This window comes from Paucimonas lemoignei (genome assembly GCF_004342585.1).
GTDB lineage: Bacteria > Pseudomonadota > Gammaproteobacteria > Burkholderiales > Burkholderiaceae_D > Paucimonas > Paucimonas lemoignei.
Genome location: NZ_SLZQ01000004.1, coordinates 44,257 through 69,240, shown reverse-complemented (window position 1 = coordinate 69,240; position 24,984 = coordinate 44,257). Strand labels below are relative to the sequence as shown.

General features: G+C 58.6%; 21 protein-coding genes. 19 read left to right on the top strand and 2 right to left on the bottom strand.

Annotated elements, in window-relative coordinates; translation table 11 throughout:
* Positions 1-14: 14 nt before the first annotated feature.
* Complete coding sequence (locus EDC30_RS07570; RefSeq protein WP_132258227.1) at positions 15-2,003, top strand: monovalent cation:proton antiporter family protein; 1,989 nt, start codon at positions 15-17, stop codon at positions 2,001-2,003.
* Positions 2,004-2,096: 93 nt separating this feature from the next.
* The gene (locus EDC30_RS07565) at positions 2,097-3,005 is read left to right on the top strand and encodes an AEC family transporter (RefSeq protein WP_207907233.1); all 909 of its coding nucleotides are present in this window, start codon (positions 2,097-2,099) and stop codon (positions 3,003-3,005) included.
* A gap of 39 nt (positions 3,006-3,044) precedes the next feature.
* Here the strand turns inward: EDC30_RS07565 and EDC30_RS07560 are convergent, their stop codons facing one another.
* Complete coding sequence (locus EDC30_RS07560; protein ID WP_132258225.1) at positions 3,045-3,353, bottom strand: acylphosphatase; 309 nt, start codon at positions 3,351-3,353, stop codon at positions 3,045-3,047.
* 10 nt (positions 3,354-3,363) lie between these two features.
* Positions 3,364-6,216: an excinuclease ABC subunit UvrA gene (uvrA, locus tag EDC30_RS07555; protein ID WP_132258224.1), complete on the bottom strand. Its 2,853-nt coding sequence runs from the start codon at positions 6,214-6,216 to the stop codon at positions 3,364-3,366.
* Between the two features lie 132 nt (positions 6,217-6,348).
* Here uvrA and EDC30_RS07550 point away from each other — a divergent pair, with 132 nt between their 5' ends.
* The 17 genes from EDC30_RS07550 to hisD all read left to right on the top strand — a co-directional run bounded on the left by EDC30_RS07550 (position 6,349) and on the right by hisD (position 24,964).
* Positions 6,349-7,575, top strand: a complete 1,227-nt coding sequence (locus EDC30_RS07550) for an MFS transporter (RefSeq protein ID WP_243656692.1) — start codon at positions 6,349-6,351, stop codon at positions 7,573-7,575.
* Positions 7,576-7,586: 11 nt separating this feature from the next.
* A complete protein-coding gene (gene ssb / locus EDC30_RS07545; RefSeq protein WP_132258223.1) occupies positions 7,587-8,069 on the top strand; it encodes a single-stranded DNA-binding protein in 483 nt (160 codons plus the stop codon).
* Between the two features lie 203 nt (positions 8,070-8,272).
* The gene (locus EDC30_RS07540) at positions 8,273-8,995 is read left to right on the top strand and encodes a transposase (protein ID WP_132258222.1); all 723 of its coding nucleotides are present in this window, start codon (positions 8,273-8,275) and stop codon (positions 8,993-8,995) included.
* Positions 8,996-9,165: 170 nt separating this feature from the next.
* Positions 9,166-13,845, top strand: a complete 4,680-nt coding sequence (locus EDC30_RS07535) for a glutamate synthase-related protein (protein WP_132258221.1) — start codon at positions 9,166-9,168, stop codon at positions 13,843-13,845.
* A 98-nt stretch (positions 13,846-13,943) separates the two neighbouring features.
* The gene (locus EDC30_RS07530; RefSeq protein WP_132258220.1) at positions 13,944-15,407 is read left to right on the top strand and encodes a glutamate synthase subunit beta; all 1,464 of its coding nucleotides are present in this window, start codon (positions 13,944-13,946) and stop codon (positions 15,405-15,407) included.
* A 232-nt stretch (positions 15,408-15,639) separates the two neighbouring features.
* A complete protein-coding gene (locus EDC30_RS07525; RefSeq protein ID WP_132258219.1) occupies positions 15,640-16,443 on the top strand; it encodes an ABC transporter ATP-binding protein in 804 nt (267 codons plus the stop codon).
* Complete coding sequence (gene mlaE, locus EDC30_RS07520; RefSeq protein WP_132258218.1) at positions 16,440-17,219, top strand: lipid asymmetry maintenance ABC transporter permease subunit MlaE; 780 nt, start codon at positions 16,440-16,442, stop codon at positions 17,217-17,219. The genes EDC30_RS07525 and mlaE overlap by 4 nt, the downstream gene beginning before the upstream one ends.
* 68 nt (positions 17,220-17,287) lie before the next feature.
* Positions 17,288-17,758, top strand: coding sequence for an outer membrane lipid asymmetry maintenance protein MlaD (gene mlaD, locus EDC30_RS07515; protein WP_132258217.1), 471 nt, complete (start codon positions 17,288-17,290; stop codon positions 17,756-17,758).
* Positions 17,758-18,486 (top strand): MlaA family lipoprotein, encoded by a 729-nt coding sequence (locus tag EDC30_RS07510; RefSeq protein ID WP_132258216.1) that lies wholly within the window; start codon positions 17,758-17,760, stop codon positions 18,484-18,486. The genes mlaD and EDC30_RS07510 overlap by 1 nt, the downstream gene beginning before the upstream one ends.
* A 99-nt stretch (positions 18,487-18,585) precedes the next feature.
* Positions 18,586-19,227 carry an MlaC/ttg2D family ABC transporter substrate-binding protein gene (locus EDC30_RS07505; protein WP_132258215.1) on the top strand — a complete coding sequence of 214 codons (642 nt, stop codon included), beginning with the start codon at positions 18,586-18,588 and terminating at the stop codon, positions 19,225-19,227.
* Positions 19,228-19,236: 9 nt separating this feature from the next.
* Positions 19,237-19,536 carry an STAS domain-containing protein gene (locus EDC30_RS07500; protein ID WP_132258214.1) on the top strand — a complete coding sequence of 100 codons (300 nt, stop codon included), beginning with the start codon at positions 19,237-19,239 and terminating at the stop codon, positions 19,534-19,536.
* Positions 19,537-19,673: 137 nt separating this feature from the next.
* Complete coding sequence (locus EDC30_RS07495; RefSeq protein WP_132258213.1) at positions 19,674-20,588, top strand: ABC transporter ATP-binding protein; 915 nt, start codon at positions 19,674-19,676, stop codon at positions 20,586-20,588.
* The gene (locus EDC30_RS07490; protein WP_132258212.1) at positions 20,585-21,340 is read left to right on the top strand and encodes an ABC transporter permease; all 756 of its coding nucleotides are present in this window, start codon (positions 20,585-20,587) and stop codon (positions 21,338-21,340) included. The genes EDC30_RS07495 and EDC30_RS07490 overlap by 4 nt, the downstream gene beginning before the upstream one ends.
* Before the next feature lie 118 nt (positions 21,341-21,458).
* Positions 21,459-21,701, top strand: coding sequence for a BolA family protein (locus EDC30_RS07485; RefSeq protein WP_132258211.1), 243 nt, complete (start codon positions 21,459-21,461; stop codon positions 21,699-21,701).
* Entirely contained in the window at positions 21,694-22,944 is a 1,251-nt protein-coding gene (murA, locus tag EDC30_RS07480) for a UDP-N-acetylglucosamine 1-carboxyvinyltransferase (protein ID WP_132258210.1), read from the top strand. The genes EDC30_RS07485 and murA overlap by 8 nt, the downstream gene beginning before the upstream one ends.
* A complete protein-coding gene (hisG, locus tag EDC30_RS07475) occupies positions 22,944-23,600 on the top strand; it encodes an ATP phosphoribosyltransferase (protein ID WP_132258209.1) in 657 nt (218 codons plus the stop codon). The genes murA and hisG overlap by 1 nt, the downstream gene beginning before the upstream one ends.
* Before the next feature lie 50 nt (positions 23,601-23,650).
* Positions 23,651-24,964: a histidinol dehydrogenase gene (hisD, locus tag EDC30_RS07470; protein ID WP_132258208.1), complete on the top strand. Its 1,314-nt coding sequence runs from the start codon at positions 23,651-23,653 to the stop codon at positions 24,962-24,964.
* The last annotated feature ends 20 nt before the right edge of the window (positions 24,965-24,984 follow it).

Sequence of the window (24,984 nt, the reverse complement as noted above, 5' to 3'; positions counted from 1 at the left end):
CAAATTCCTGAATTATGTCCTCGGCACTTGAATTAACCCTGTTGCTGCTCGCTTCGGCAGTCTTGGCCGTAGTCGTCTTCCGCAGTCTCAACCTCCCACCGATGCTGGGATATCTATTGGTTGGCGTGCTGTTGGGGCCGCACGGGTTCAGCATGGCCAAGGATAATCCGGCGACGCATACGCTGGGCGAATTCGGCGTGGTCTTTCTGATGTTTTCCATCGGCCTGGAATTTTCCCTGCCCAAGCTGATGTCGATGCGCCGCATAGTGCTGGGGCTGGGCTTGGCGCAAGTGGCGTTGACGGCCGTGGTTGTGATGGGCTGCGGATGGCTCGTGGCATGGCTGTTGCCGCAACTAACAACAATCAGCTGGGAAGCTGCCTTTGCCATGGGCGGGGCGCTGGCAATGTCATCGACCGCAATCGTGTCCAAGTTGCTGACTGAACGACTGGAACTGGAAAGCCCGCATGGCCGCAATATCATGGGCGTGCTGCTGTTTCAGGATCTGGCCTTCGTGCCGTTGCTGATTCTGATCCCGGCGCTGGCCAGGCCGGGGCAAGGCTTGATGGCCACCTTGAGCTGGGCGCTCGTGAAAGCCGTGCTGGTGCTGCTGGTGTTGCTGGTCGTGGGGCAGAAGCTGATGCGCGGCTGGTTCCGCATCGTGGTCAAGCGGCGTTCGCAGGAATTGTTCATGCTGAACCTGCTGCTGATGACGGTAGGGGCGGCGTGGATCACGGAACTGGCTGGGCTGTCGCTGGCGCTGGGCGCTTTCGTGGTGGGCATGCTGATTTCCGAGACCGAGTTCAAATATCACGTGGAAGAAGATATCAAGCCCTTCCGCGATGTGCTCTTGGGCTTGTTCTTCATTACCATCGGCATGCTGCTCGATATCCGTGTCGTCATCGGCTATTGGTGGCTTGTGCTGCTATTCGTTTGCCTGATCATCTTGCTCAAATTCGGCTTGGTCGCGGCGATTGCCAGATTGTCGGGCATGCCGGCCGGCGTGGCGCTACGCACCGGCTTGGGGCTGGCGCAGGCAGGCGAGTTCGGCTTCGTCTTACTTAACCAGGCTGGCGCCCTGAACCTGCTTGACCCGCTGCTGGTGCAGATCGTGCTGGCCGCCATGGTCTTGTCGATGGTGGCAGCGCCCTTCATTCTGGCCAAATCCAACGCCATTGTGATGCGCCTGTCGAGTAATGAATGGATGCTGCAGTCGCTGGCATTGACCCAGATCGCATCGCGCACCATGCAATCCCAGCAGCACGTGGTGATTGCCGGTTTCGGCCGTACCGGGCAAAGCCTGGCCAAGCTGCTGGAGGCGGAAGGCATTGCCTATCATGCGCTCGACCTGGATCTGGACCGGGTGCGCGATGCGCAGGCCGGCGGCGCCAATGTGTCCTATGGCGATGCGGCACGCCGTGAAAGCCTGGTAGCGGCCGGCATCCACCGCGCCGCTGCCCTGGTCATCACCTATGCGGGCACGGCTTCGGCCCTGAAGATTCTGCATTTCGCTAATGAGCTGGCGCCGAACTTGCCGGTCATCGTGCGCAGTTATGACGATACCGACCTGGACCGTTTGCGGGCGGCCGGCGCCACCGAAGTCGTGCCGGAAGCGATTGAAAGCAGCCTGATGCTGGCGTCGCATGCGTTGCTGCAAGTCGGCGTCCCGTTACGCAAGGTCGTGCGACGTGTGCAACTCACGCGCGAACAGCGCTATGAGTCGCTGCGCGGCTTTTATTATGGTTCCACCGATGCCTCGGAAGACAGTGAAAACACGCAGTTGCGCCTGGATTCGGTCACGCTCGGCGAATCCGCCTACGCAGTCAATCGTACTTTACAGTCCTTGCATCTGGATGCACTTGGCGCCGAAGTCACCGCGGTCAGAAGAGGGCAGGTTCGTCTGGACATCGACGACGCCACCATACTGCAGGCTGGCGATATCGTCATCTTGCGCGGGCTGTCGGTCAGTCTCGCGTTGGCCGAAGAGCGCTTGCTGAAAGCGTAAAAACCATTTCGGCATCATAATCCCGGTAGCGGTTACTGCCGCGACAGTCACCCGTATACATCCCTTGGCAGCATCTCCCTTAGTCTCATCGCAATGTTTGAACGTATTCTTAGCATCATTCTTCCCGTCTTTTGCATTATCGCCGCCGGTTATGGCTATGCCCGTCTGCGCGGCAGCACAGTCAAGGCAGATATGGTGGGGGTCAATCGCGTCAGCACGGAAATCCTTGGCCCTTTACTCGTATTCACTGCCATGGCGGCCAAGGATTTCGATCTCGTGCACAATGCCATGCTGATCCTTGCCGGCGTGCTGATTGCGGTAGGGTCGGGTTTGCTGGCTTGGCCCGTGGCGCGCTTGCTCGGGTACGACATGCGGACGTTTTTGCCGCCGATGATGTACAACAATTGCGGCAACATGGGCTTGCCGCTCGCGGCCCTGGCGTTTGGTCAGGCTGGCTTGTCTGCCGCGGTCGCCTTGTTCATGGCATGTAACCTGGTTTATTTTTCTCTCGGTATCAAGATTCTCGCCGCCGGCAAAGTGCAGGCGCATGGCGCCTCGTCCTGGAAGCTGTTGCTCAATCCGATGATGCTGGCCATGATGTTTGGCCTCGTATTTGCACTAACCCATGTCGCCATTCCCGCGCCCTTATTTCAGGGATTGAAGATATTGGGGGAGGCATCGATTCCCATCATGCTGTTTGCGCTTGGCGTGCGCATGCGCGATGTGACCTTGAAAAGCTGGCAGATCGGCATGGTTGGCGCGGCAGTGTGCCCTCTGGCTGGCCTGGCAGTCGCATGGGCGCTGGATCAGGTATTGGGCTTGCCGGCTGCGCAACGCGCGCAGATGTATCTGTTTGCTTCCTTGCCGCCCGCCGTATTTTGCTTTTTGATGGCGGAGCAGTATCGGCAGGAGCCGGACAAGGTGGCATCCATTGTCTTGCTGGGTAACCTGGCCGCGCTGATATTCGTGCCGTTTGGATTGTGGCTGGGCCTGCAAGCCTGACGCCAATGATAGGGAAAGTTGTTGGAAGAGAGAAGGGACTCAGGCCGTAGGCCAGCGCTCGAAAGTCGCCGGCTTAAGGCGTTCGCTATCGGCATTACTGACGACCACTTCGTCGACCCGGGCGGCAACCGGCCCTTTCCAGGCCCAGGCGATGATGCGTTCCAGCGATTCCGCCGGGCCCGCCACCACGGCTTCCACCGAACCATCCATCCGGTTGCGCACCCAGCCCGACAACTGCAGGGCGCGCGCTTCATGCTCGAATGCCGCGCGATAGCCCACGCCCTGCACCTGGCCGGTAATGCGCAGGTGCCGGGCGGATTTCAAGCTGGCGGCGGATTCCGTAGGCATCGCGATGACCTTATTTTTTCTCCAGCAGCGGCGCCAGATACTTGCCGGTGATGCTGTCGGGATTGGCTGCCACATCTTCCGGCGTGCCGGTCGCAATGATGCGCCCGCCGCCGGCTCCGCCTTCCGGACCAAGGTCAACCAGCCAGTCGGCCGTCTTGATGACGTCGAGGTTGTGCTCGATGATCACCACCGTATTGCCCTGGTCGCGCAGGCGATGAATCACCTTCAGCAACAACGCGATGTCATGGAAGTGCAGGCCGGTGGTCGGCTCGTCCAGGATGTAGAGCGTGCGTCCGGTGTCGCGCTTGGACAATTCCAGCGAGAGCTTGACGCGTTGCGCCTCGCCGCCGGATAGCGTTGTCGCACTCTGGCCCAGCTTGATGTAGCCAAGACCAACATCCAGCAGGGTCTGCAGCTTGCGCGCAATGACCGGCACCGGGCGGAAGAATTCATGCGCATCTTCCACCGTCATGTCGAGCACTTCGGTGATGTTCTTGCCCTTGTATTGCACTTCCAGCGTTTCGCGGTTGTAGCGCTTGCCGTGGCAAACGTCGCAAGGCACGTACACGTCCGGCAGAAAGTGCATTTCGACCTTCAGCACGCCATCGCCCTGGCAGGCTTCGCAGCGGCCGCCCTTGACGTTGAACGAGAAGCGGCCAGCCGAGTAACCGCGTTCCTTGGCGGTCGGCACGGTGGCAAACAATTCGCGGATCGGCGTAAACAGGCCGGTATAGGTGGCCGGGTTCGAGCGTGGCGTGCGACCGATCGGCGCCTGGTCGACGGCGATGACTTTATCGAAGAATTCGAAGCCGGAAATGGTTTCGAATGGCGCGGGTTCCGCCTGCGAGCCATACAGGTGGCGGGCCGCGGCGTTATACAGCGTGTCGTTGACCAGGGTTGATTTGCCCGAGCCGGAAACGCCCGTCACGCAGGTGAGCAAGCCGACCGGCACGGATAGCGTCTCGTTTTTCAGATTGTTGCCGGAAGCGCCCGTGATGACGAATTGCTTGTGCGGGTCCGCTGGCGTGCGCTTCTTCGGTACGCTGATTTCCTTCTTGCCGTTCAAGTATTGCGCAGTGAGCGACTTCTTGTTTTTCAGGATATCGGTCAGCGAGCCCTGGGCGATGATTTCACCGCCATGCACGCCGGCGCCGATGCCCATGTCGACGATGAAGTCGGCGGCGCGGATGGCATCCTCGTCATGCTCGACCACCAGCACGGTGTTGCCGATATTGCGCAAGTGCTTGAGCGTATCGATCAGGCGATCGTTGTCGCGCTGGTGCAAGCCGATCGACGGTTCATCCAGCACGTACATCACGCCTGTCAAGCCGCTGCCGATCTGCGACGCCAGGCGAATGCGCTGCGCCTCGCCGCCGGACAAGGTGTCGGCGCTGCGTTCCAGCGACAGGTAATCGAGGCCGACATTGTTCAGGAACTTCAGTCGCGAGACGATTTCCTTGATGATGCGGTCGGCGATTTCGCGCTTGGCGCCGGTCAACTTCAGCGTTTCAAAGAAATTCAGCGTGTCGCGCAGGGGCGTGGCGGCCACTTCAAAAATGGCACGTTGCTGGCGGCCGCTACCAATCTTGACGTTGCGCGCTTCCACGCGCAAGCGCGCCCCATCGCATTCGGGGCAAGCCTTTTCATTGATGAACTTGGCGAGCTCTTCGCGTACTGCGACCGAATCGGTTTCGCGGTAGCGGCGCTCGAGATTATTGACCACGCCCTCGAAGGTATGCTCACGCACCACGGTACGGCCACGTTCATTGACGTAGGCAAAGGGAATCGTCTGCCGGCCCGAGCCGTACAGGATGACTTGCCGCGCCTGTTCCGGCAGCTTTTCAAACGGCATATCGAGATCGAAGCCGTAATGCTCGGCCAGGCTCGTCAGCATCTGGAAATAAAACTGGTTGCGGCGGTCCCAGCCCTTGATGGCGCCGGAAGCCAGAGACAGGTTCGGGAAGGCGACGATGCGCTTGGGATCGAAGAATTCGATATGGCCCAGGCCGTCGCATTCCGGACACGCGCCCATCGGGTTATTGAACGAGAACAGGCGCGGCTCCAGTTCCTGCAGCGAATAACCGCAGACTGCGCAAGCAAATTTATTCGAATACACATGCTCGACGCCGTTATCCATTTCCAGCGCGATGGCGCGGCCTTCCGCCAGCCGCAGGGCAGTTTCGAAACTTTCCGCCAATCGCTGCTTGATATCGGCGCGCACCTTGACGCGGTCGATCACCACATCGATGGTGTGCTTCTCGGTTTTCTTCAGCTTCGGCAAATCATCGACTTCATAAATCTTGGCCGTGCCGGTGCCGCTCTGGATACGGAAGCGCACGAAACCCTGCGCTTGCATGGCGGCAAACAAATCGACATGCTCGCCCTTGCGGTTTGCCACGACCGGCGCGAGGATCATCAGCTTGGTATCTTCCGGCATGGCCAGCACGGCATCGACCATTTGCGATACCGATTGCGCAGCGAGCGGATTCTCGGGATGTTGCGGGCAATACGGTGTGCCGACGCGCGCGTACAGGAGACGCAGGTAGTCGTGGATTTCCGTGACAGTGCCGACCGTCGAGCGCGGATTGTGCGAGGTGGCTTTCTGTTCGATCGAGATCGCCGGCGACAAGCCTTCGATCATGTCGACATCGGGCTTTTCCATCAATTGCAGGAATTGCCGCGCATAGGCCGACAGCGATTCGACATAGCGCCGCTGGCCCTCGGCATACAAGGTGTCGAAAGCCAGTGATGATTTGCCGGAACCGGACAGCCCGGTAATGACGATCAACTGGTTACGTGGAATATCGAGATTGATATTCTTGAGGTTGTGCGTGCGTGCACCGCGGATACGAATTTCTTCCATGGAATCAATTAGTTGTTGCGGCTGTGTTAAAGACCTAATTCGTAGAAACACTGCACGCAAGTAAGTTCGGTCAACCTGCTACTATAACGGGTTTTGAAATCGACGGTTAACCGCCATCCGACTGCTGAATTTATGTCTTCTCAAGTTATTAATGGCGTCAGCGAGCGCATGACATCCATGGAAATCCGCGCCAGCGCTTCCCTGGCCGGGATTTTCGCATTGCGCATGCTGGGCCTGTTTCTGCTGCTACCGATCTTTGCGGAGCATGCCAAAACCATGCCGGGTGGTGACAACCTGGCCATGGTCGGTTTGGCAATGGGGATATACGGGCTGGCGCAGGCGTTTTGCCAAATCCCCTTTGGCATATTCTCGGACCGTTATGGCCGCAAACCGGTCATTATTGCCGGCCTGATCATGTTTGCCATCGGGGCCGTGATTGCGGCACTGGCGAATAATGTTCTATGGATCGTGGTGGGACGTGCCCTTCAAGGCGCCGGCGCCATATCCGCCGCCGTGATGGCATTGATTTCGGATGCCACACGCGAACAGCACCGCACTAAGGCGATGGCGATGGTCGGCGGCTCCATCGGGATTACGTTCGCGCTTTCCATGGTCGGTGCGCCGCTGTTGTATAAAGCGATCGGCATGAGCGGTATTTTCTGGATGACGGCTTTCCTGGCTTTGGTATCGATTGCTGTCGTGCGCTATCTCGTGCCTGACGTGCCAGCGGTCGTGGCACGGCGGGTCGCGTTGCGCGACGTGCTGAAAAATCGTGAATTGCTGCGCTTGAACTTTGGTGTCTTCGTGCTGCACCTGACCCAGGTCGCCATTTTTATCGTCGTGCCGTCGGCCCTGGTGCATGCCATGGATTTGCCCGTCACGGCGCACTGGAAGGTTTATTTGCCGGTCGTCCTGGCGTCGTTCATCCTGATGCTGCCGCCCATCTTTGTTGGTGAAAAGTTGGGCAAAATCAAGCAAATATTTGTGGCAGCCATCATGCTACTTTTGGCTGTGCAGCTTGGCTTGTGGTGGTGGCTGGCGCAGGCCAATAGTCCGACCTGGCTGCTGATTGGCTTGCTGCTGGCTTTCTTCATCGCCTTTAATATTCTGGAAGCCAGCCAGCCATCGCTGGTATCGCGGATTGCGCCGCCGGCAGCGAAGGGGACGGCGCTGGGTGTCTACAATACCTTGCAATCGCTTGGCGTGTTTTGTGGCGGTGCATTGGGAGGATGGCTGGTGCAGCATGCCGGACGTTCGGCGGTTTTTCAGGCCGGGGCGGGCATGACCGTGCTCTGGCTTATAATGGCTGTCAGTATGAAAAATTTGCCACGCCGCAGCCAAGCGGCCGTAGCAGCTTAAAGGAGAAATACATGGCATCGGTCAACAAAGTAATTATTGTCGGCAACCTTGGACGGGATCCGGAAACGCGCTATATGCCTAACGGCGAGGCTGTGACCAATGTTGCCGTTGCCACGACTGAAAGCTGGAAAGACAAGCAGACTGGCGAGAAAAAGGAACTGACGGAATGGCACCGCATTACCTTTTACCGCAAGCTGGCTGAAATCGCGGGGCAGTATCTGAAAAAAGGTTCGCAGGTGTATGTCGAAGGCCGTCTGCAAACGCGCAAATGGACCGACAAGGATGGCAATGAGCGTTACACAACGGAAATCATTGCCGATTCCATGCAAATGCTTGGTGGTCGCCAAGGCATGGGTGGCGGTGCAAGCGTGCCGGAAGATGATTATGCTCAGGCACCGGCCCGTCCGGCATCGAGCGGCGGTGGCGCGGCCAGCCGTCCTGCTTCGCGTCCGGCACCGAATTTCTCGGACATGGATGACGATATCCCGTTCTGAGCTTCGGCAGTTACAATTTTTCACTTAAGTTTAAAACCCCTGGCAGCAACTGGCTGCCAGGGGTTTTGCATTGAAGCGCTCTATCCATAAGGTGAATTGGATTCGGAGGCACCAATGTTAAATGGGGTCAGAGCTCATATTCGTGTACTATCCGTTTTGGGTTACCCATTTAAGAGCGTTTCCTTACTGCTGATTTTCCTATCATGGCACGTCTTCCCCGGCTGGTAATTCCAGAGCAACCCCATCACATCATCCAGCAAGGCATTGATCATCAAAGCATTTTCAGGGATGACGAAGACTATGCTGCTTTCTTGAAATGGCTACGGGAAGGGGCGCGGCAGTTTAAAGTCGCTTTACACGCCTATGTACTGATGCCTGATCATGTGCATTTGCTTGCCTCTCCTTCTGATGCGGCTGGGCTCGGAAAAATGATGCAATGGATAGGCCGGTATTATGTCCCGTACTTCAATCAAAAGTATCAACGCGCCGGCACCTTATGGCAGGGAAGGTTCAGAGCCAACGTGCTCGATCCCGATCGCTACCTTTTGCCTTGTTCCCGTTATATCGAGCTCAACCCGGTACGCGCCGGGCTTGTCAGTGAACCGGGTGCCTATGCATGGTCCAGTTGCGCGCACCACATCGGTGCGCAATCGGACCCTTACATCACCGACCATACTGTTTATTGGCATCTGGGGAATACACCGTTCGAGCGGGAGGCGTCTTATAAGGCATTAATGGAGCAGGTACTTACTGATGCGGAAATGCAGATAATTCAAGGGGCGGTGAGGAAAGGATGGGCACTTGGCTCGGAACAATACAAGTCTGCACTTGAGCGGCAAAGTAATCGCCGTGTTCGTCCAGCCATGCGTGGCCGGCCTCGTAAGCCAGCTAGTAATGAAATAAATAAAGTGGATAGAAATGGCTAGCAAAAAGGAAATAAGAAGTGCAAGTCAGTCATCATCGCTCTGTCCCCATTTAAATTTTGCACTAAATTTGTGCAATGCGAATTCTACTCTGACCCCATTTTATAAAGGTTGATATATCTTTTCCGCTGGACTATTCTTGACTTTTGATTCCATGAATAGCGGAGAAGTTTATGCGCGCGCAAGGTTTGTACGACCCGGCCAATGAACATGACGCCTGTGGTGTCGGTTTTGTTGCCCACATCAAAGGTCAAAAAAGTCACTCGATCATTGAGCAGGGTCTGTTGATCCTGAAAAATATTGACCATCGGGGTGCCGTTGGTGCCGACAAGCTGATGGGCGACGGCGCGGGTATCCTGATCCAGATCCCTGACCAATATTACCGCGAAGAAATGGCGAAGCAAGGCGTGACACTGCCGCCGCCGGGGGAATATGGCGTGGGCATGGTTTTCTTGCCAAAAGAAAATGCTTCGCGCTTGGCTTGCGAGCAAGAAATTGAACGCGCCGTGCTGGCGGAAGGCCAAGTCGTGCTCGGCTGGCGCGATGTGCCGGTCGACTTCGACATGCCGATGTCGCCGACCGTACGCGCCAAGGAACCCGTGATTCGCCAGATCTTCATCGGCCGCGGCGCCGATATCATGGTGACCGACGCGCTCGAGCGCAAGCTGTACGTCATCCGTAAATCCTCCGGCCACGCTATTCAGGCGCTGAACCTCTTGCATGGCAAGGAATTCTTCGTGCCATCAATGTCGGCCCGCACCGTGGTCTACAAGGGCTTGCTCTTGGCTGATCAGGTGGGCGTGTATTACAAGGACCTGCAGGATCCGCGTTGCATCTCCGCCCTGGCCCTGGTGCATCAGCGTTTTTCGACCAACACCTTCCCTGAATGGCCGCTGGCTCACCCGTACCGCCTGCTGGCGCACAATGGCGAGATCAATACCGTCAAGGGCAACTTCAACTGGATGCGCGCCCGCGAAGGCGTGATGAAGTCGGCCGTGCTGGGTGAAGACCTGCAAAAGCTCTTCCCGCTGATTTATGAAGGCCAGTCCGACACCGCCTGCTTCGACAATGCGCTCGAACTGCTGGTGATGGCCGGCTACCCGATCGCCCAGGCCATGATGATGATGATCCCGGAAGCTTGGGAAAATCACACCCTGATGGACGACAACCGTCGCGCCTTCTACGAATACCACGCCGCCATGATGGAGCCGTGGGATGGTCCGGCCGCGATGGCCTTCACTGATGGTCGTCACATCGGCGGCACCCTGGACCGCAATGGCTTGCGTCCGGCCCGTTATATCGTCACCGACGACGACCTGGTCGTCATGGCTTCCGAATCGGGCGTCTTGCCGATTCCGGAATCGAAGATCATCAAGAAGTGGCGCCTGCAGCCGGGCAAGATGTTCCTGATCGACCTGGATGCCGGCCGCATCATCGATGACAAGGAACTGAAGGATACCTACGCTAACGCCAAGCCGTACAAGCAGTGGATCGATTCGGTTCGCATCAAGCTGAATGAACTCGACGCCGAGCCGGCTGAACAGAAGCCGACCGTGCCGCTGCTCGATTTGCAGCAAGCCTTCGGCTATACCCAGGAAGACCTGAAGTTCCTGATGGCGCCGATGGCTACCACCGGCGAAGAAGCGGTCGGCTCGATGGGCAACGACTCGCCGCTGGCAGTCATGTCCAACAAGAACAAGACGCTGTATAACTACTTCAAACAGTTGTTCGCGCAAGTGACCAACCCGCCGATCGACCCGATCCGCGAAGCGATGGTCATGTCGCTGGTGTCCTTCATCGGCCCGAAGCCGAACCTGCTCGACACCAATAACATCAACCCGCCGATGCGCCTGGAAGTGTCGCAGCCGGTTCTCGACTATGCCGATATCGCCAAGCTGCGCAACATCAGCGCCCATACCGGCGGCAAGTTCAAGTCGTATGAATTGAACATCTGCTATCCGCTGGCATGGGGCAAGGAAGGCATCGAAGCGCGCCTGGCATCGCTGTGCGCGAAAGCTGTTGACGCCGTCAAGTCCGGTCATAACATCCTGATCATTTCCGATCGCAAGATCGATGGCAGCCAAGTGGCGATTCCCGCTCTGCTGGCAACTTCGGCCATCCACCAGCACCTGGTGGCGAAGGGCTTGCGTACCTCCACCGGCCTGGTCGTCGAAACCGGTTCGGCCCGCGAAACGCATCACTTCGCCCTGCTGGCAGGTTACGGCGCCGAAGCCGTGCACCCGTACCTGGCGCTCGACACGCTGTCCGACATGGCCAAGGGCTTGTCGGGCGAGCTGTCGCCCGAAAAAGCCATCTACAACTTCCAGAAAGCCGTCGGCAAGGGCTTGATGAAGGTGATGTCCAAGATGGGTATTTCGACCTACATGTCCTACTGCGGTTCGCAAATCTTCGAAGCCATCGGCCTGAGCCGCGCCCTGATCGACAAGTACTTCAAGGGCACCGCGTCGAACGTCGAAGGTATCGGCGTGTTCGAACTGGCCGAGGAAGCGTTGCGCCTGCATAACCTGGCATTCGGTAACGACCCGGTGCTGGCCAATGCACTGGACGCCGGCGGCGAATATGCTTTCCGCGTGCGTGGCGAAGACCATATGTGGACGCCGGACGCAATCGCCAAGCTGCAGCATTCGACCCGCTCCAACAACTTCAATACGTATAAGGAATACGCGCAGATCATCAATGATCAGAGCAAGCGCCACATGACGCTGCGCGGCCTGTTCGAGTTCAAGATCGACCCGAGCAAGGCCATTCCGCTGGATGAAGTCGAGCCGGCCAAGGAAATCGTCAAGCGTTTCGCCACCGGCGCGATGTCGCTCGGCTCGATCTCGACCGAAGCGCACGCCACCTTGGCCATCGCCATGAACCGTATCGGCGGCAAGTCGAACACCGGTGAAGGCGGCGAGGATGATGCGCGCTATCGCCAGGAACTGAAAGGTATCCCGATCAAGCAGGGCAGCACCCTGGCGGATGTCATCGGCCACGACCAGGTCGAAGTCGATACGCCGCTGCTGGAAGGCGATTCGCTGCGCTCGAAGATCAAGCAGGTGGCGTCGGGCCGTTTCGGCGTCACTGCCGAGTACCTGACTTCGGCCGATCAAATCCAGATCAAGATGGCGCAGGGCGCCAAGCCGGGCGAGGGCGGTCAGCTGCCGGGCCATAAGGTGTCCGAGTACATCGCCAAGCTGCGTTTCTCGGTTCCGGGCGTGGGCCTGATTTCGCCGCCGCCGCACCATGACATCTACTCGATCGAAGATCTGGCGCAGCTGATCCATGACCTGAAGAACGTCAATCCGAAAGCTTCGATCTCGGTCAAGCTGGTCTCGGAAGTCGGCGTCGGCACCGTGGCCGCCGGTGTGGCCAAAGCCAAGTCCGATCACGTGGTGATCGCCGGCCATGACGGCGGCACGGGCGCGTCGCCCCTGTCTTCGGTCAAGCATGCCGGCACGCCGTGGGAACTCGGTCTGGCTGAAACCCAGCAAACCCTGGTGCTGAACCGCCTGCGCGGCCGTATCCGCGTGCAGACTGATGGTCAGATCAAGACCGGTCGCGACGTCGTCATCGGCGCGTTGCTGGGTGCCGATGAATTCGGTTTCGCCACCGCACCGCTGGTCGTCGAAGGCTGCATCATGATGCGCAAGTGCCACCTGAACACCTGCCCGGTGGGCGTGGCCACGCAAGATCCGGTCCTGCGCAAGAAGTTCTCGGGCAAGCCTGAGCACGTGGTCAACTACTTCTTCTTCGTTGCGGAAGAAGTGCGTCAGATCATGGCGCAGCTGGGCATCCGCAAGTTCGACGAGTTGATCGGCCGTTCCGACCTGCTCGACAAGTCCAAGGCGATCTCGCACTGGAAGGCCAAGGGACTGGATTTCTCGAAGATCTTCTACCAGCCGGAAGTGCCGGCCGACGAGCCGCGCTTCCATGTGGATGTGCAGGATCACGGCCTCGAAAAGGCCCTGGATCACAAGCTGATCGCCCAGGCCAAGGCTGCGCTGGAAAAAGGCGAGAAGGTGTCCTTCATCTCGCCGGTGAAGAACCTCAACCGTACCGTCGGCGCCATGCTGTCGGGCGAAGTGGCCAAGAAATACGGTCACGAAGGTTTGCCGGACGATACCATCCACATCCAGCTGCAAGGCACTGCTGGCCAATCGGCCGGCGCGTTCCTGGCGCATGGCGTCACGCTGGACCTGGTGGGCGAAGGTAATGATTACGTTGGCAAGGGCTTGTCGGGCGGCCGCATCATCGTGCGTCCGAACACCGAGTTCCGTGGCCGCGCGGTCGACAACATCATCATCGGCAATACCGTGCTGTACGGCGCGATTTCCGGTGAAGCCTACTTCAACGGCGTCGCAGGCGAGCGTTTCGCGGTCCGTAACTCGGGCGCGATCACCGTAGTCGAAGGCACCGGCGACCATGGTTGCGAATACATGACCGGCGGTACCGTGGTCGTGTTGGGCGCCACCGGCCGCAACTTCGCTGCCGGCATGTCGGGCGGTATCGCTTATGTCTACGATCCGGACGGCGACTTTGCCAAGAAGTGCAACATGGCGATGGTGGCGCTGGAGCCGGTATTGTCGGCGGCCGATCAGGAGGCCAAGCTGGATCGCGCTTTCTGGCACAGCACCCAACGCAACGGCGAGCGCCAGGCTGACGAGGCAATCCTGAAGGGCTTGATCGAGCGTCACTTCAAGCATACCGGCAGCACGCGTGCACGCAACCTGCTGGATGACTGGGCCAATGCCCGTGCCAAGTTCGTCAAGGTGTTCCCGACCGAGTACAAGCGCGCACTGGGCGAAATGCATGCCGCAGCCCAAGCCAAGGAAAAGGTCACGGCCTAAACGTACTAGATGCACGCTGGCGAGGGTGCCAATCCTCGCCAGCCACGGACAATGCCAGGGCACGGCGTGCCCGAGAAATGAATAATTGAAGGAAGAACATGGGAAAAGTAACCGGTTTTCTGGAATTCGAGCGCTTGAATGAAGGGTATGAAGCCCCCAAAGCGCGTTTGAAGCATTACAAGGAATTTGTCGTTCGCCTGTCCGATGGCGACGCCAAGATCCAGGGTGCACGCTGCATGGATTGCGGCATCCCGTTCTGTAACAATGGCTGCCCGGTCAACAACATCATCCCTGACTGGAATGACCTGGTTTATCACGGCAATTATCGCCAGGCGCTGGACACGCTGCACCAGACCAACAACTTCCCGGAGTTCACCGGCCGCATCTGCCCGGCACCGTGCGAAGCTGCCTGCACCCTGGGCATCAACAACGATCCGGTCGGCATCAAGTCGATCGAGCATTTCATCATCGACAAGGGCTGGGAAAACGGTTGGGTCACGCCACAGCCAGCTGCTGCGAAAACCGGCAAGAAGGTTGCTGTCGTCGGCTCCGGTCCTGCGGGCTTGGCCGCGGCGCAGCAACTGGCGCGCGTCGGTCACGACGTTACCGTCTTTGAAAAGAATGACCGTGTCGGCGGCCTGCTGCGCTACGGTATTCCCGACTTCAAGATGGAGAAGTCGCACATCGACCGCCGCGTCGAGCAGATGAAAGCCGAAGGCGTGACCTTCCGCACCGGTGTATTGGTCGGCAAGGAGTTCCCGGCCAATATCACCAACTGGGCCAAGGAAACCATCTCGCCGGAACAGCTGGACAAGGAATTCGACGCCGTCGTTATCGCCGGCGGCGCGGAAAATCCGCGTGACTTGCCGGTGCCGGGCCGCGAATTGAAAGGCGTCCACTTCGCCATGGAATTCCTGCCGCAGCAAAACAAGGTCAACGCCGGCGATAAGCTGAAAGACCAGATCATGGCTACCGGCAAGCATGTCGTCGTGATTGGCGGCGGCGATACCGGCTCCGACTGCGTGGGTACGTCCAACCGTCATGGCGCGGCGCAAGTGACTCAGTTCGAATTGATGCCGACGCCGCCGGAGAAGGAAAACAAGCCGCTGGTGTGGCCGTACTGGCCGTACAAATTGCGCACTTCGTCGTCGCATGACGAAGGTTGCGAACGCGACTGGGCCGTGACCACCAAGCGCCTGGAAGGCAAGAATGGCAAGGTCGAAAAGCTGATCGCTGCCCGCGTTGAATGGAAAGACGGCAAGATGACCGAAGTGCCGGGTTCCGAATTCGAGATCAAGGCAGACCTCGTGCTGCTGGCAATGGGCTTCGTTTCGCCGGTGGCGCAAGTGCTGGATGCCTTCGGCGTCGAGAAGGATGTGCGCGGCAATGCCAAAGCCAATACCGATGGCGAAGGCTGCTACCAGACTTCGAAGCCGAAAGTCTTCGCTGCGGGCGATATGCGCCGTGGCCAGTCGCTGGTGGTGTGGGCGATTCGCGAAGGTCGTCAATGCGCGCGTGCCGTTGACGAGTTCCTGATGGGTAGCTCGGTTCTGCCGCGATAAGTTAGCAAAGGCGTCTGCGCTGCAAGCAGATGCCGGCCATGTCAAAATGGAATGCCCGCTCTTGGAGCGGGCATTTTTGTCAGCATGCCGGTAAAAGCGATGTATTTAAGGCAATGCTGATGAAAATCACGCAAAATTCCTGGCCCCTTTGTTGTATGCCTGACCAGCGTGCAGTCGGTAAAAGGGTTTCTGCACTACAATCTCATTGTTAACCAATTCGTCATTAATTCTCGTGTATGATCTTGTAGAAATCCGCAATGTCCATTTCGCCTATGGAGAACGGAGCATCCTGTCCGGTCTCAATATGGTCTTCCCGCGCGGGAAAGTCGTTGCGGTCATGGGTGGTTCCGGTTCAGGCAAGACCACGATCCTGAGATTGATCGGCGGCCAACTGCTGGCGAATTCCGGCACCATCAACGTCGATGGACAGACTGTAGGAACACTCAATACCGCCGACCTGTATGCGCTGCGACGCAGGATGGGGCTGCTGTTCCAGCATGGCGCCTTGTTCACCGATCTGACGGTGGCCGAAAACGTCGCTTTTCCGCTGCGCGAACATACCGACTTGCCGGAAGAGCTGATCCATGACCTCGTGCTGCTGAAGTTGCATGCGGTGGGCTTGCGCAACGCTGCACACCTCAAGCCTTCCGAAATTTCCGGCGGTATGGCGCGGCGCGTGGCGCTGGCGCGGGCGATTGCGCTCGACCCGCAACTGATCATGTATGACGAACCGTTCGCAGGTCTCGATCCGATTTCGATGGGCGTGACGGCAAATCTGATTCGCACCTTGAATGATGCATTGGGCTCGACGTCGATCCTGGTGTCGCACGACGTGCATGAATCGTTTGCCATCGCTGATTATGTTTATTTTCTATCGAATGGCGTCATCGTCGCACAAGGCACGCCGGAGGAAATGCGGACCTCGTCCGACCCGTACGTGAAGCAATTTGTTCATGCCCAGGCCGATGGGCCGGTGCCGTTCCACTATCCGGGTAAATCGCTGGCGGCATCGCTGGGGCTGGAGCGCAGTCAATGATTCTGGATTCGATTAGCAGCCTGGGCCGCATACTGCGCGAATATGTCGGCAATCTCGGTTATGCAACGCGCTTGTTTGTCGCCACGCTGGGCGCATCGCTGAAACTCTGGCGCCGGCCGGGGCTCGTGGTCAGCCAGCTTTTCTTCATCGGCAATCATTCGATGCTGATCATTGCCGTCTCCGGCTTATTCGTCGGTTTCGTGCTGGGTTTGCAAGGCTATTACATCCTCAATCGCTATGGCTCGGAACAGGCGCTGGGCGTGCTGGTGGCGCTGGCGCTGATTCGCGAACTTGGGCCGGTGGTCGCGGCCTTGCTGTTTGCCGGGCGTGCCGGCACGTCGCTGACAGCTGAAATCGGTTTGATGAAAGCCGGCGAACAATTGGCAGCGATGGAAATGATGGCAGTTAATCCCTTGAACCGCGTGATTGCGCCGCGATTCGTGGCCGGTGTCATTGCCATGCCGCTCCTGGCATCCATCTTCAGCGCGGTCGGCATTTTCGGCGGCTACATCGTCGGCGTGCAATTGATCGGCGTGGATGCCGGTGCATTCTGGTCGCAAATGCAGGAAGGTGTCGATGTCTGGAAGGATATCCTCAACGGCACCATCAAGAGTTTTGTATTCGGTATCGCCGTCACCTTTATCGCCCTGTATCAGGGGTATGAAGCGAAGGCAACGCCGGAAGGGGTGGCGCGCGCGACCACGCGCACCGTCATCACGGCGTCGCTGACGGTGCTGTGGCTCGATTTCCTGATGACGGCGCTGATGTTCAATTGAACCGGCGCGGTCAGTACAAGATTTGCGATAAAAAATCGGAATGGCTTATCTAAGATAGTGTGATCATCATGCAAAGAAAATCCCTGGACCTGTGGGTCGGTTTGTTTGTTCTGGTAGGGGCGTTGGCCTTGTTGTTCCTGGCGCTGAAGGCCGGAAACATGAGCACGTTTTCATTCGAAAAAACCTACCCTGTCGTCACCAAGTTCGACAATATCGGTGGCTTGAAGCCGCGCGCGCCGGTCAAAAGCGCCGGCGTGGTGGTAGGACGCGTTGCGGACATCAAATTCGACGACAAAAGCTTTCAGGCCCAGGTGACGCTGGAGCTGCAAAGCCGTTATCAGTTTCCCAAGGATAGTTCTGCCAAGATCCTGACGTCCGGCTTGCTCGGCGAGCAGTACATCGGCCTGGAGCCGGGCGGCGACACGGCGAACCTGGCCGCCGGCGACCAGATCAAGATGACGCAGTCCGCGATCGTCCTGGAAAATCTGATCAGTCAATTCCTGTTCAGCAAAGCTGCTGAAGGAGATAGCGAAAAATGATGAAAACAATGACCCGCACGCTAGCCTTAATCGTCATGGCCGCAGTCATGACAGGCTGCGCTACGACAAACAAACAGGATCCCTTCGAAGGCTACAACCGCACCATGTTCGAATTTAACGACAAGGTGGACAAGGTGGCCTTGAAGCCGGTGGCCAAGGCTTACCAGACAGTGGTGCCGTCATTTGTGCAAACCGGGATTGGCAATTTCTTTGGCAACCTCGGCGATGTCTGGACTGCCGTGAACAACTTCCTGCAAGGGAAATTCGAGGATGGCGCGCTCGACGTGGTGCGCGTGACAGCCAATAGCACGCTGGGTGTGCTCGGTCTGTTCGATATTGCGTCGGATTCCGGCGTGCCGAAGCATAAAGAAGACTTTGGCCAGACCCTGGGTAGCTGGGGCGTGCCATCGGGGCCATTCCTGGTCTTGCCCTTGCTCGGTCCTTCGACGGTGCGCGATACGGTTGCCTTGCCAGCCGATATCTATGGCAATCCGTGGACTTACAAAGAACCGCTACGCTGGCGTAACGTCGGGACAGGTGTCCGCATCATCGACGGTCGCGCCGCCTTGCTGGATGCCTCCAACCTGTTGGAAGACGCTGCCCTGGATCCTTACCAGTTTGTTCGGGATGCCTATCTGCAGCGGCGCCGCAGCCAGGTTTACGATGGCAACCCGCCTGCGCTGCCGCATGACGATGAGCTGGAAGAAAACGATAGTAACAACAAGTAAGAATTGAATAGCTTTGTTGCGGGCCCAGCGGGTTCAAATAGGCTAGTGCATAATATGCACATTGCCCATTGGGTTTGCAGAAAGCGAAGATTAAAGACTATGCTGAAAAAATTACTGACGACAGTTTTGACATTTGGCGTGCTGGCATTCATGGCAGGTGGCGTTGCGGCGCAGGAAGCGCCGGATGCACTGGTCAAGCGCATCAGCCATGAAGTGCTGGATACCGCGAAGTCCGACAAGGATATTCAGGCCGGTAACCAGAAAAAGATTCTTGAACTGGTGGAAGCCAAGATTCTGCCCCATGTGGATTCCCAGCGCATGACTGCACTGGCTGCAGGTCGCTACTGGCGCGAAGCCACCCCGGAACAGAAAAAGCGCTTGTCCGAGGAATTCCGCGACTTGCTGATCTATACCTATTCGGGCGCCATCGCGCAAATCCGCGACCAGAAACTCGATTTCAAGCCATTCCGTGGCGATGCCAACGACACTGAAGTGGAAGTGCGCTCGCAAGTCATTCAGCCGCGCGGCGAGCCGATTCAGCTGAACTATCGCCTGGCCAAGGATGGCAATGGCTGGAAAATCTATGATGTCAATGTGATGGGCGCCTGGCTGGTCGAATCGTACAAGAATAGCTTCGCTACCGAGATCAGCAAGAATGGTATCGATGGCTTGATCAAGGTCCTGAGCGACAAGAACAAGCGCCTGGCAGCGGCTGCGGCCAAAACCGCCAAAGCTTCCTGATTGAGTCATATGTTTCGTCCTGCCTCGCCGTTTAACGCCGCCACTGCCAAGCCTATATATGAAGCCGGGCTGGCGGCGATACGCGCGGGGCAAACCGCCATCGATCTGGTCGAGCTGACCAGTGCCGATTCGGTCGCGATAGCCGCGCTGATCGGCTGGCAGCGTGCGGCGATCCGGCAGGGCAGGGCGCTGGCTTTTGTCAATGTGCCGGTGAATTTGCAAAGCCTGGCCAGCCTGTATGGTGTCGCTGAACTGCTGCAGACTGCTCCTGCATTTGCAGTCGGCCGTGCTGATATTCCCCATCATTGACGGCTTGTCAGCTTTCCGAACTACTGCATTAACCGGCTGCCCGGCTGGAAATCCCCTATAATCAAAGGTTTCGCCAAGGAATATGCCATTACGGGCATTTCATTGGTATCCAATGCAAAAAAAGCACATCAGCCATCATGGCGGCAATCCAGATTACCAATGTTGAAAAACGCTACAAGTCCCTGCAGGCACTGGGTGGCGTCTCGCTGTCGATCGGACAGGGCGAGTTTTTCGGTTTGCTCGGTCCGAACGGCGCCGGCAAGACCACGCTGATTTCCATCATCGCCGGCCTGAACCGTGCCGATGCCGGCAAGGTGACGATCCACGGGCATGACGTCGTGAGCGATTATCGCCAGGCGCGGCGCATGCTCGGCGTCGTGCCGCAGGAGCTGGTCTTCGATCCTTTCTTCACCGTGCGCGAAACCCTGCGCATGCAGTCCGGCTATTTTGGCTTGAAGAACAACGATGCCTGGATCGACGAGGTGATGTTCAATCTCGATCTCACCAACAAGGCGGACGCCAATATGCGTGCACTGTCAGGCGGCATGAAGCGCCGTGTCCTGGTGGCGCAGGCCCTGGTGCACAAGCCGCCGGTCATCGTGCTGGATGAGCCGACGGCCGGCGTCGATGTGGAGTTGCGCCAGACGCTGTGGCAATTCATTGGCCGCCTGAACCGCGACGGTCATACCGTTGTGCTGACGACCCATTATCTGGAAGAAGCGCAAGCGCTATGTAACCGCATCGCCATGCTCAAAGGCGGCAAGGTGGTGGCGCTGGATACCACTGCGGCCCTGATCAAGCGCATTTCCGGCTCATCGCAACTCGTGGTGACGCTGGCAAGCGGCCAGTTGCCGGACAGCCTCAAGCCGCTGGTGATGCATCCGGATGAACTCCTGCGCGGGAATACCTATTCCTTGCGCGTGAATGACTTCGCCGAGGTCGAGCCTATCCTGGCGCGCTTGCGCGAAGCGGGGGCAAAGATCGAAGACATGCAATTGCAGCAAGCCGATCTGGAAGACGTCTTTATCCAGATGATGGGGAATGAAAAATGATTGGATTCCGTACCTTGCTTTACAAGGAGCTGTTGCGCTTCTGGAAAGTGGCGACGCAAACCATCACCGCGCCGATCCTGACTGCCATGCTGTATCTGCTGATCTTCGGCCATGTGCTTGAAGAGCATGTCGAGGTGTACAAAGGCGTCAGCTATACGGCATTCCTGGTCCCGGGACTGGTCATGATGAGCGTACTGCAGAATGCCTTTGCCAATTCCTCGTCCTCGCTGATCCAGTCCAAGATTACCGGCAACCTCGTGTTCGTGCTGCTGCCGCCGCTGTCGCACTGGGAATTGTTCAGCGCATACGTGCTGGCCGCCGCATTGCGCGGATTGGTTGTGGGGACGGGCGTGTTCCTGATCACTGTCTGGTTCGCGCACCTGTCGTTTGTCGCGCCGGCCTGGATCATCCTTTTCGCCTTGCTGGGCGCCTTCATTCTCGGTACGATGGGATTGATTGCGGGAATCTGGGCAGAAAAATTCGATCAGCTGGCCGCTTTCCAGAACTTCCTGATCATGCCCGCGACATTCCTCGCCGGCGTGTTTTATTCGATTCATTCGCTGCCATCGTTCTGGCAAACCGTGTCGCGCTTTAACCCATTCTTTTACATGATCGACGGGTTCCGCTACGGTTTCTTTGGCCAGTCCGATGTCAATCCGTTGACCAGCTTTACCATCGTGGCGGTATTTTTCGTGGTTCTGGCCGGCTTTGCGATTCATTTGCTAAAGATTGGCTATAAATTGCGCCATTGATCGCATGGCGTCGGCATCTGTTATCGTGCCGCCGATCGTGCAGGTGTTGATGCCATGATGTGCGCCCGACTTGTGCCTGAACATAAATAGGCACGGCTATTAAAAGGATTTTGAAACCATGCTGCCTACTCCGGAACTGGTAAAAAGCTACATCGCTGCCGGCCTCGACTGCTCCCACCTGGAAGTTGAAGGCGACGGCCAGCATTTCACGGCCGTCATCGTATCCGATGCCTTTGCCGGCAAACGTTTGATTCAGCGTCATCAGCTGGTGTACGCGGCATTGGGCGACCGCATGAAGGCGGAAATCCATGCCTTGTCCATGAAAACCCTGACGTCGGAAGAATATAAGAACAATGGATAAATTACTGATTACAGGCGGCAAGCGCCTCGCCGGCGAGATCGCCATTTCCGGCGCCAAGAACGCCGCGTTGCCGATATTGTGCGCCGGCCTGTTGACGGCCGAGACGGTGCAATTGTCAAACGTGCCGCATCTGCAGGATGTGAACACCATGCTGAAACTCTTGCGCCAGATGGGCCTGGGCATCGAGCAGGATGGCGACCGGGTGGCATTGAATGGCAAGGCTGTCGACAAGCTGGAGGCGCCTTATGAAATGGTCAAAACCATGCGCGCCTCGATCCTGGTGCTGGGACCCTTGCTGGCGCGCTTTGGTGAGGCCAAGGTCTCGCTGCCTGGCGGCTGCGCCATCGGCTCGCGCCCGGTGGACCAGCACATCAAGGGCTTGCAGGCGATGGGCGCCGACATCACCATCGAAGCCGGCTATATTCACGCGCGCGCCAAGCGCCTGAAAGGCGCGCGCATCACCACCGACATGATTACCGTCACCGGCACCGAAAACCTGCTGATGGCGGCGACGCTGGCCGAAGGCGAGACCGTGCTGGAAAACGCCGCGCGCGAGCCGGAAGTGACCGACCTGGCCAACCTGCTGGTAGCCATGGGCGCGAAGATCGATGGCATCGGCACCGAGCGCCTGGTGATCCAGGGCGTCGACCAGCTGCATGGCGCCAGCCACGCGGTGATTGCCGACCGCATCGAGACCGGCACCTTCCTGTGCGCGGTCGCGGCTGCCGGCGGCGATATCACGCTGACCAATACCCGGACCGACATTCTCGACGTCGTGCTGGATCGCCTGCGCGAAGCCGGCGTGGTGCTGACTTCCGGCCCCGACTGGATTCGCGCGCAAATGGCTGCGCGCCCCAAGGCCGTCAGCTTCCGCACGACCGAATACCCGGGTTTTCCGACCGATATGCAGGCGCAGTTCATGGCGCTGGATTGCATCGCCGAAGGCGTGGGCCGCATTTCGGAAACGATTTTTGAAAACCGCTTCATGCATGTGCAGGAATTGAACCGCCTGGGCGCCGCCATTGAAATCGATGGCCATACCGCATTGGTGAAAGGCGTCGACAAGCTGGTCGGCGCGCCGGTGATGGCGACCGACCTGCGTGCCTCGGCCTCGCTGGTCATCGCTGCGCTGGCCGCGCAAGGTCAGACCCTGGTGGACCGCATCTACCACCTGGACCGCGGCTACGACCGCATGGAAGTCAAGCTGTCAGGCGTGGGCGCCGATATCGTGAGGGTGAAATAATGGAACGCCAACTGACGCTGGCCCTGTCCAAGGGACGCATTTTCGAGGAAACCCTGCCGCTGTTGCAGGCAGCCGGCATCACCGTCACGGAAGACCCGGAAAGCTCGCGCAAGCTGATCCTGCCGACCAACGATCCGCAAATCCGCGTGATCATCGTGCGCGCGTCCGACGTGCCGACCTACGTGCAGTACGGCGCTGCCGACTTCGGCGTGGCCGGCAAGGATGTGTTGCTGGAGCATGGCGGCGAAGGCTTGTACCAGCCGATCGATTTGAACATCGCCAAGTGCCGCATGTCGGTGGCGGTGCAGGCCGGTTTCGATTACGCCAGTGCGGTGCGCCACGGGGCGCGGCTGCGCGTGGCGACCAAGTACGTGCAATGCGCGCGCGAACATTTCGCCGCCAAGGGCGTGCACGTGGACCTGATCAAGCTGTATGGCTCGATGGAGCTGGCGCCGCTGGTCGGTTTGTCGGACGCCATCGTCGACCTGGTCAGCAGCGGCGGCACCCTGCGCGCCAACAACCTGGTCGAAGTCGAGCACATCATGCCGATATCCTCGCGCCTGGTGGTCAACCAGGCTGCCCTGAAACTCAAGCGCGAGCGCCTGCAGCCCATCCTGGAAGCTTTCGAGCGCGCTTCGCAAGCCAACAACGATTAAGGTGAAAACAGCCACGGCGCACATCGCGCCGTGCCGGAAAGTGAACTGTCATGACTATCCAGATTCGCACCCTCGATTCCACTCAGCCTGAATTCAAGAAACAGCTGGCGCATGTGCTGGCCTTTGAAGCCACCGAGGATGAAGCCATCGACCGCGCCGCCGCCGCCATCCTGGCCGACGTTAAGGCGCGTGGCGATGCCGCAGTGCTGGAATACACCAACCGTTTCGATCGCTTGCAGGCCACCAGCGTCGCAGCGCTGGAAATCCCGCGCGCCGATTTGCTGGCGGCGCTCGATCAATTGCCGGCGCCGCGCCGCGCCGCGCTGCAAACTGCCGCCGACCGTGTGCGCGCCTATCACGAGCGCCAGAAGATTGAATGCGGCTCGGCCGGGTTCACCTATACCGAAGCCGACGGCACCGTGCTTGGTCAAAAAGTCACGCCGCTGGACCGCGTCGGCATCTACGTCCCGGGCGGCAAGGCTGCCTATCCCTCGTCCGTGCTGATGAATGCGATTCCCGCCAAGGTTGCCGGCGTGGCGGAAGTCATCATGGTGGTGCCGACGCCGGATGGCGTGAAAAATCCGCTGGTGCTGGCCGCTGCCGCGATTGCCGGTGTTGACCGTGTCTTCACCATTGGCGGCGCGCAAGCCGTCGGCGCACTGGCTTACGGCACCGATTCCATTCCTGCCGTGGACAAGATCGTCGGCCCCGGAAATGCCTACGTGGCTGCCGCCAAGCGCCGCGTGTTCGGCGTGGTGGGCATCGACATGATCGCTGGCCCGTCGGAAATCCTGGTGCTGTGCGATGGTTCGACTGACCCCGACTGGGTCGCCATGGACCTGTTTTCGCAAGCCGAACATGACGAGCTGGCGCAATCCATCCTGCTGTGCCCGGACGCCGCCTATATCGGCCGCGTGCAAGCCAGCATCGACAAGCTCATCGGCGACATGCCGCGCCAGGAAGTGATCCGCACGTCGCTGACCAACCGCGGCGCCCTGGTCAAAGTGCGTGACATGGAAGAAGCCTGCGAGATCGCCAATTTCATCGCCGCCGAACATCTCGAAATTTCCGCAACCGAGCCACAGCGCTGGGCTGACCTGATCCGCCATGCCGGCGCCATGTTCCTTGGTCGCTACTCATCCGAATCGCTGGGCGATTATTGCGCCGGCCCCAATCACGTATTACCGACTTCGCGCACCGCGCGCTTTTCCTCGCCGCTGGGCGTGTACGATTTCCAGAAGCGCTCGAGCGTCATCCTGGTCAGCGAAGCCGGGGCGCAAACGCTGGGCAAGGTGGCAGCGGAACTGGCTTACGGTGAGGGCTTGCAAGCTCATGCCCGTTCGGCGGAACTGCGCCTGAAATGAAGCCGCGCGCGAAGGTAAGC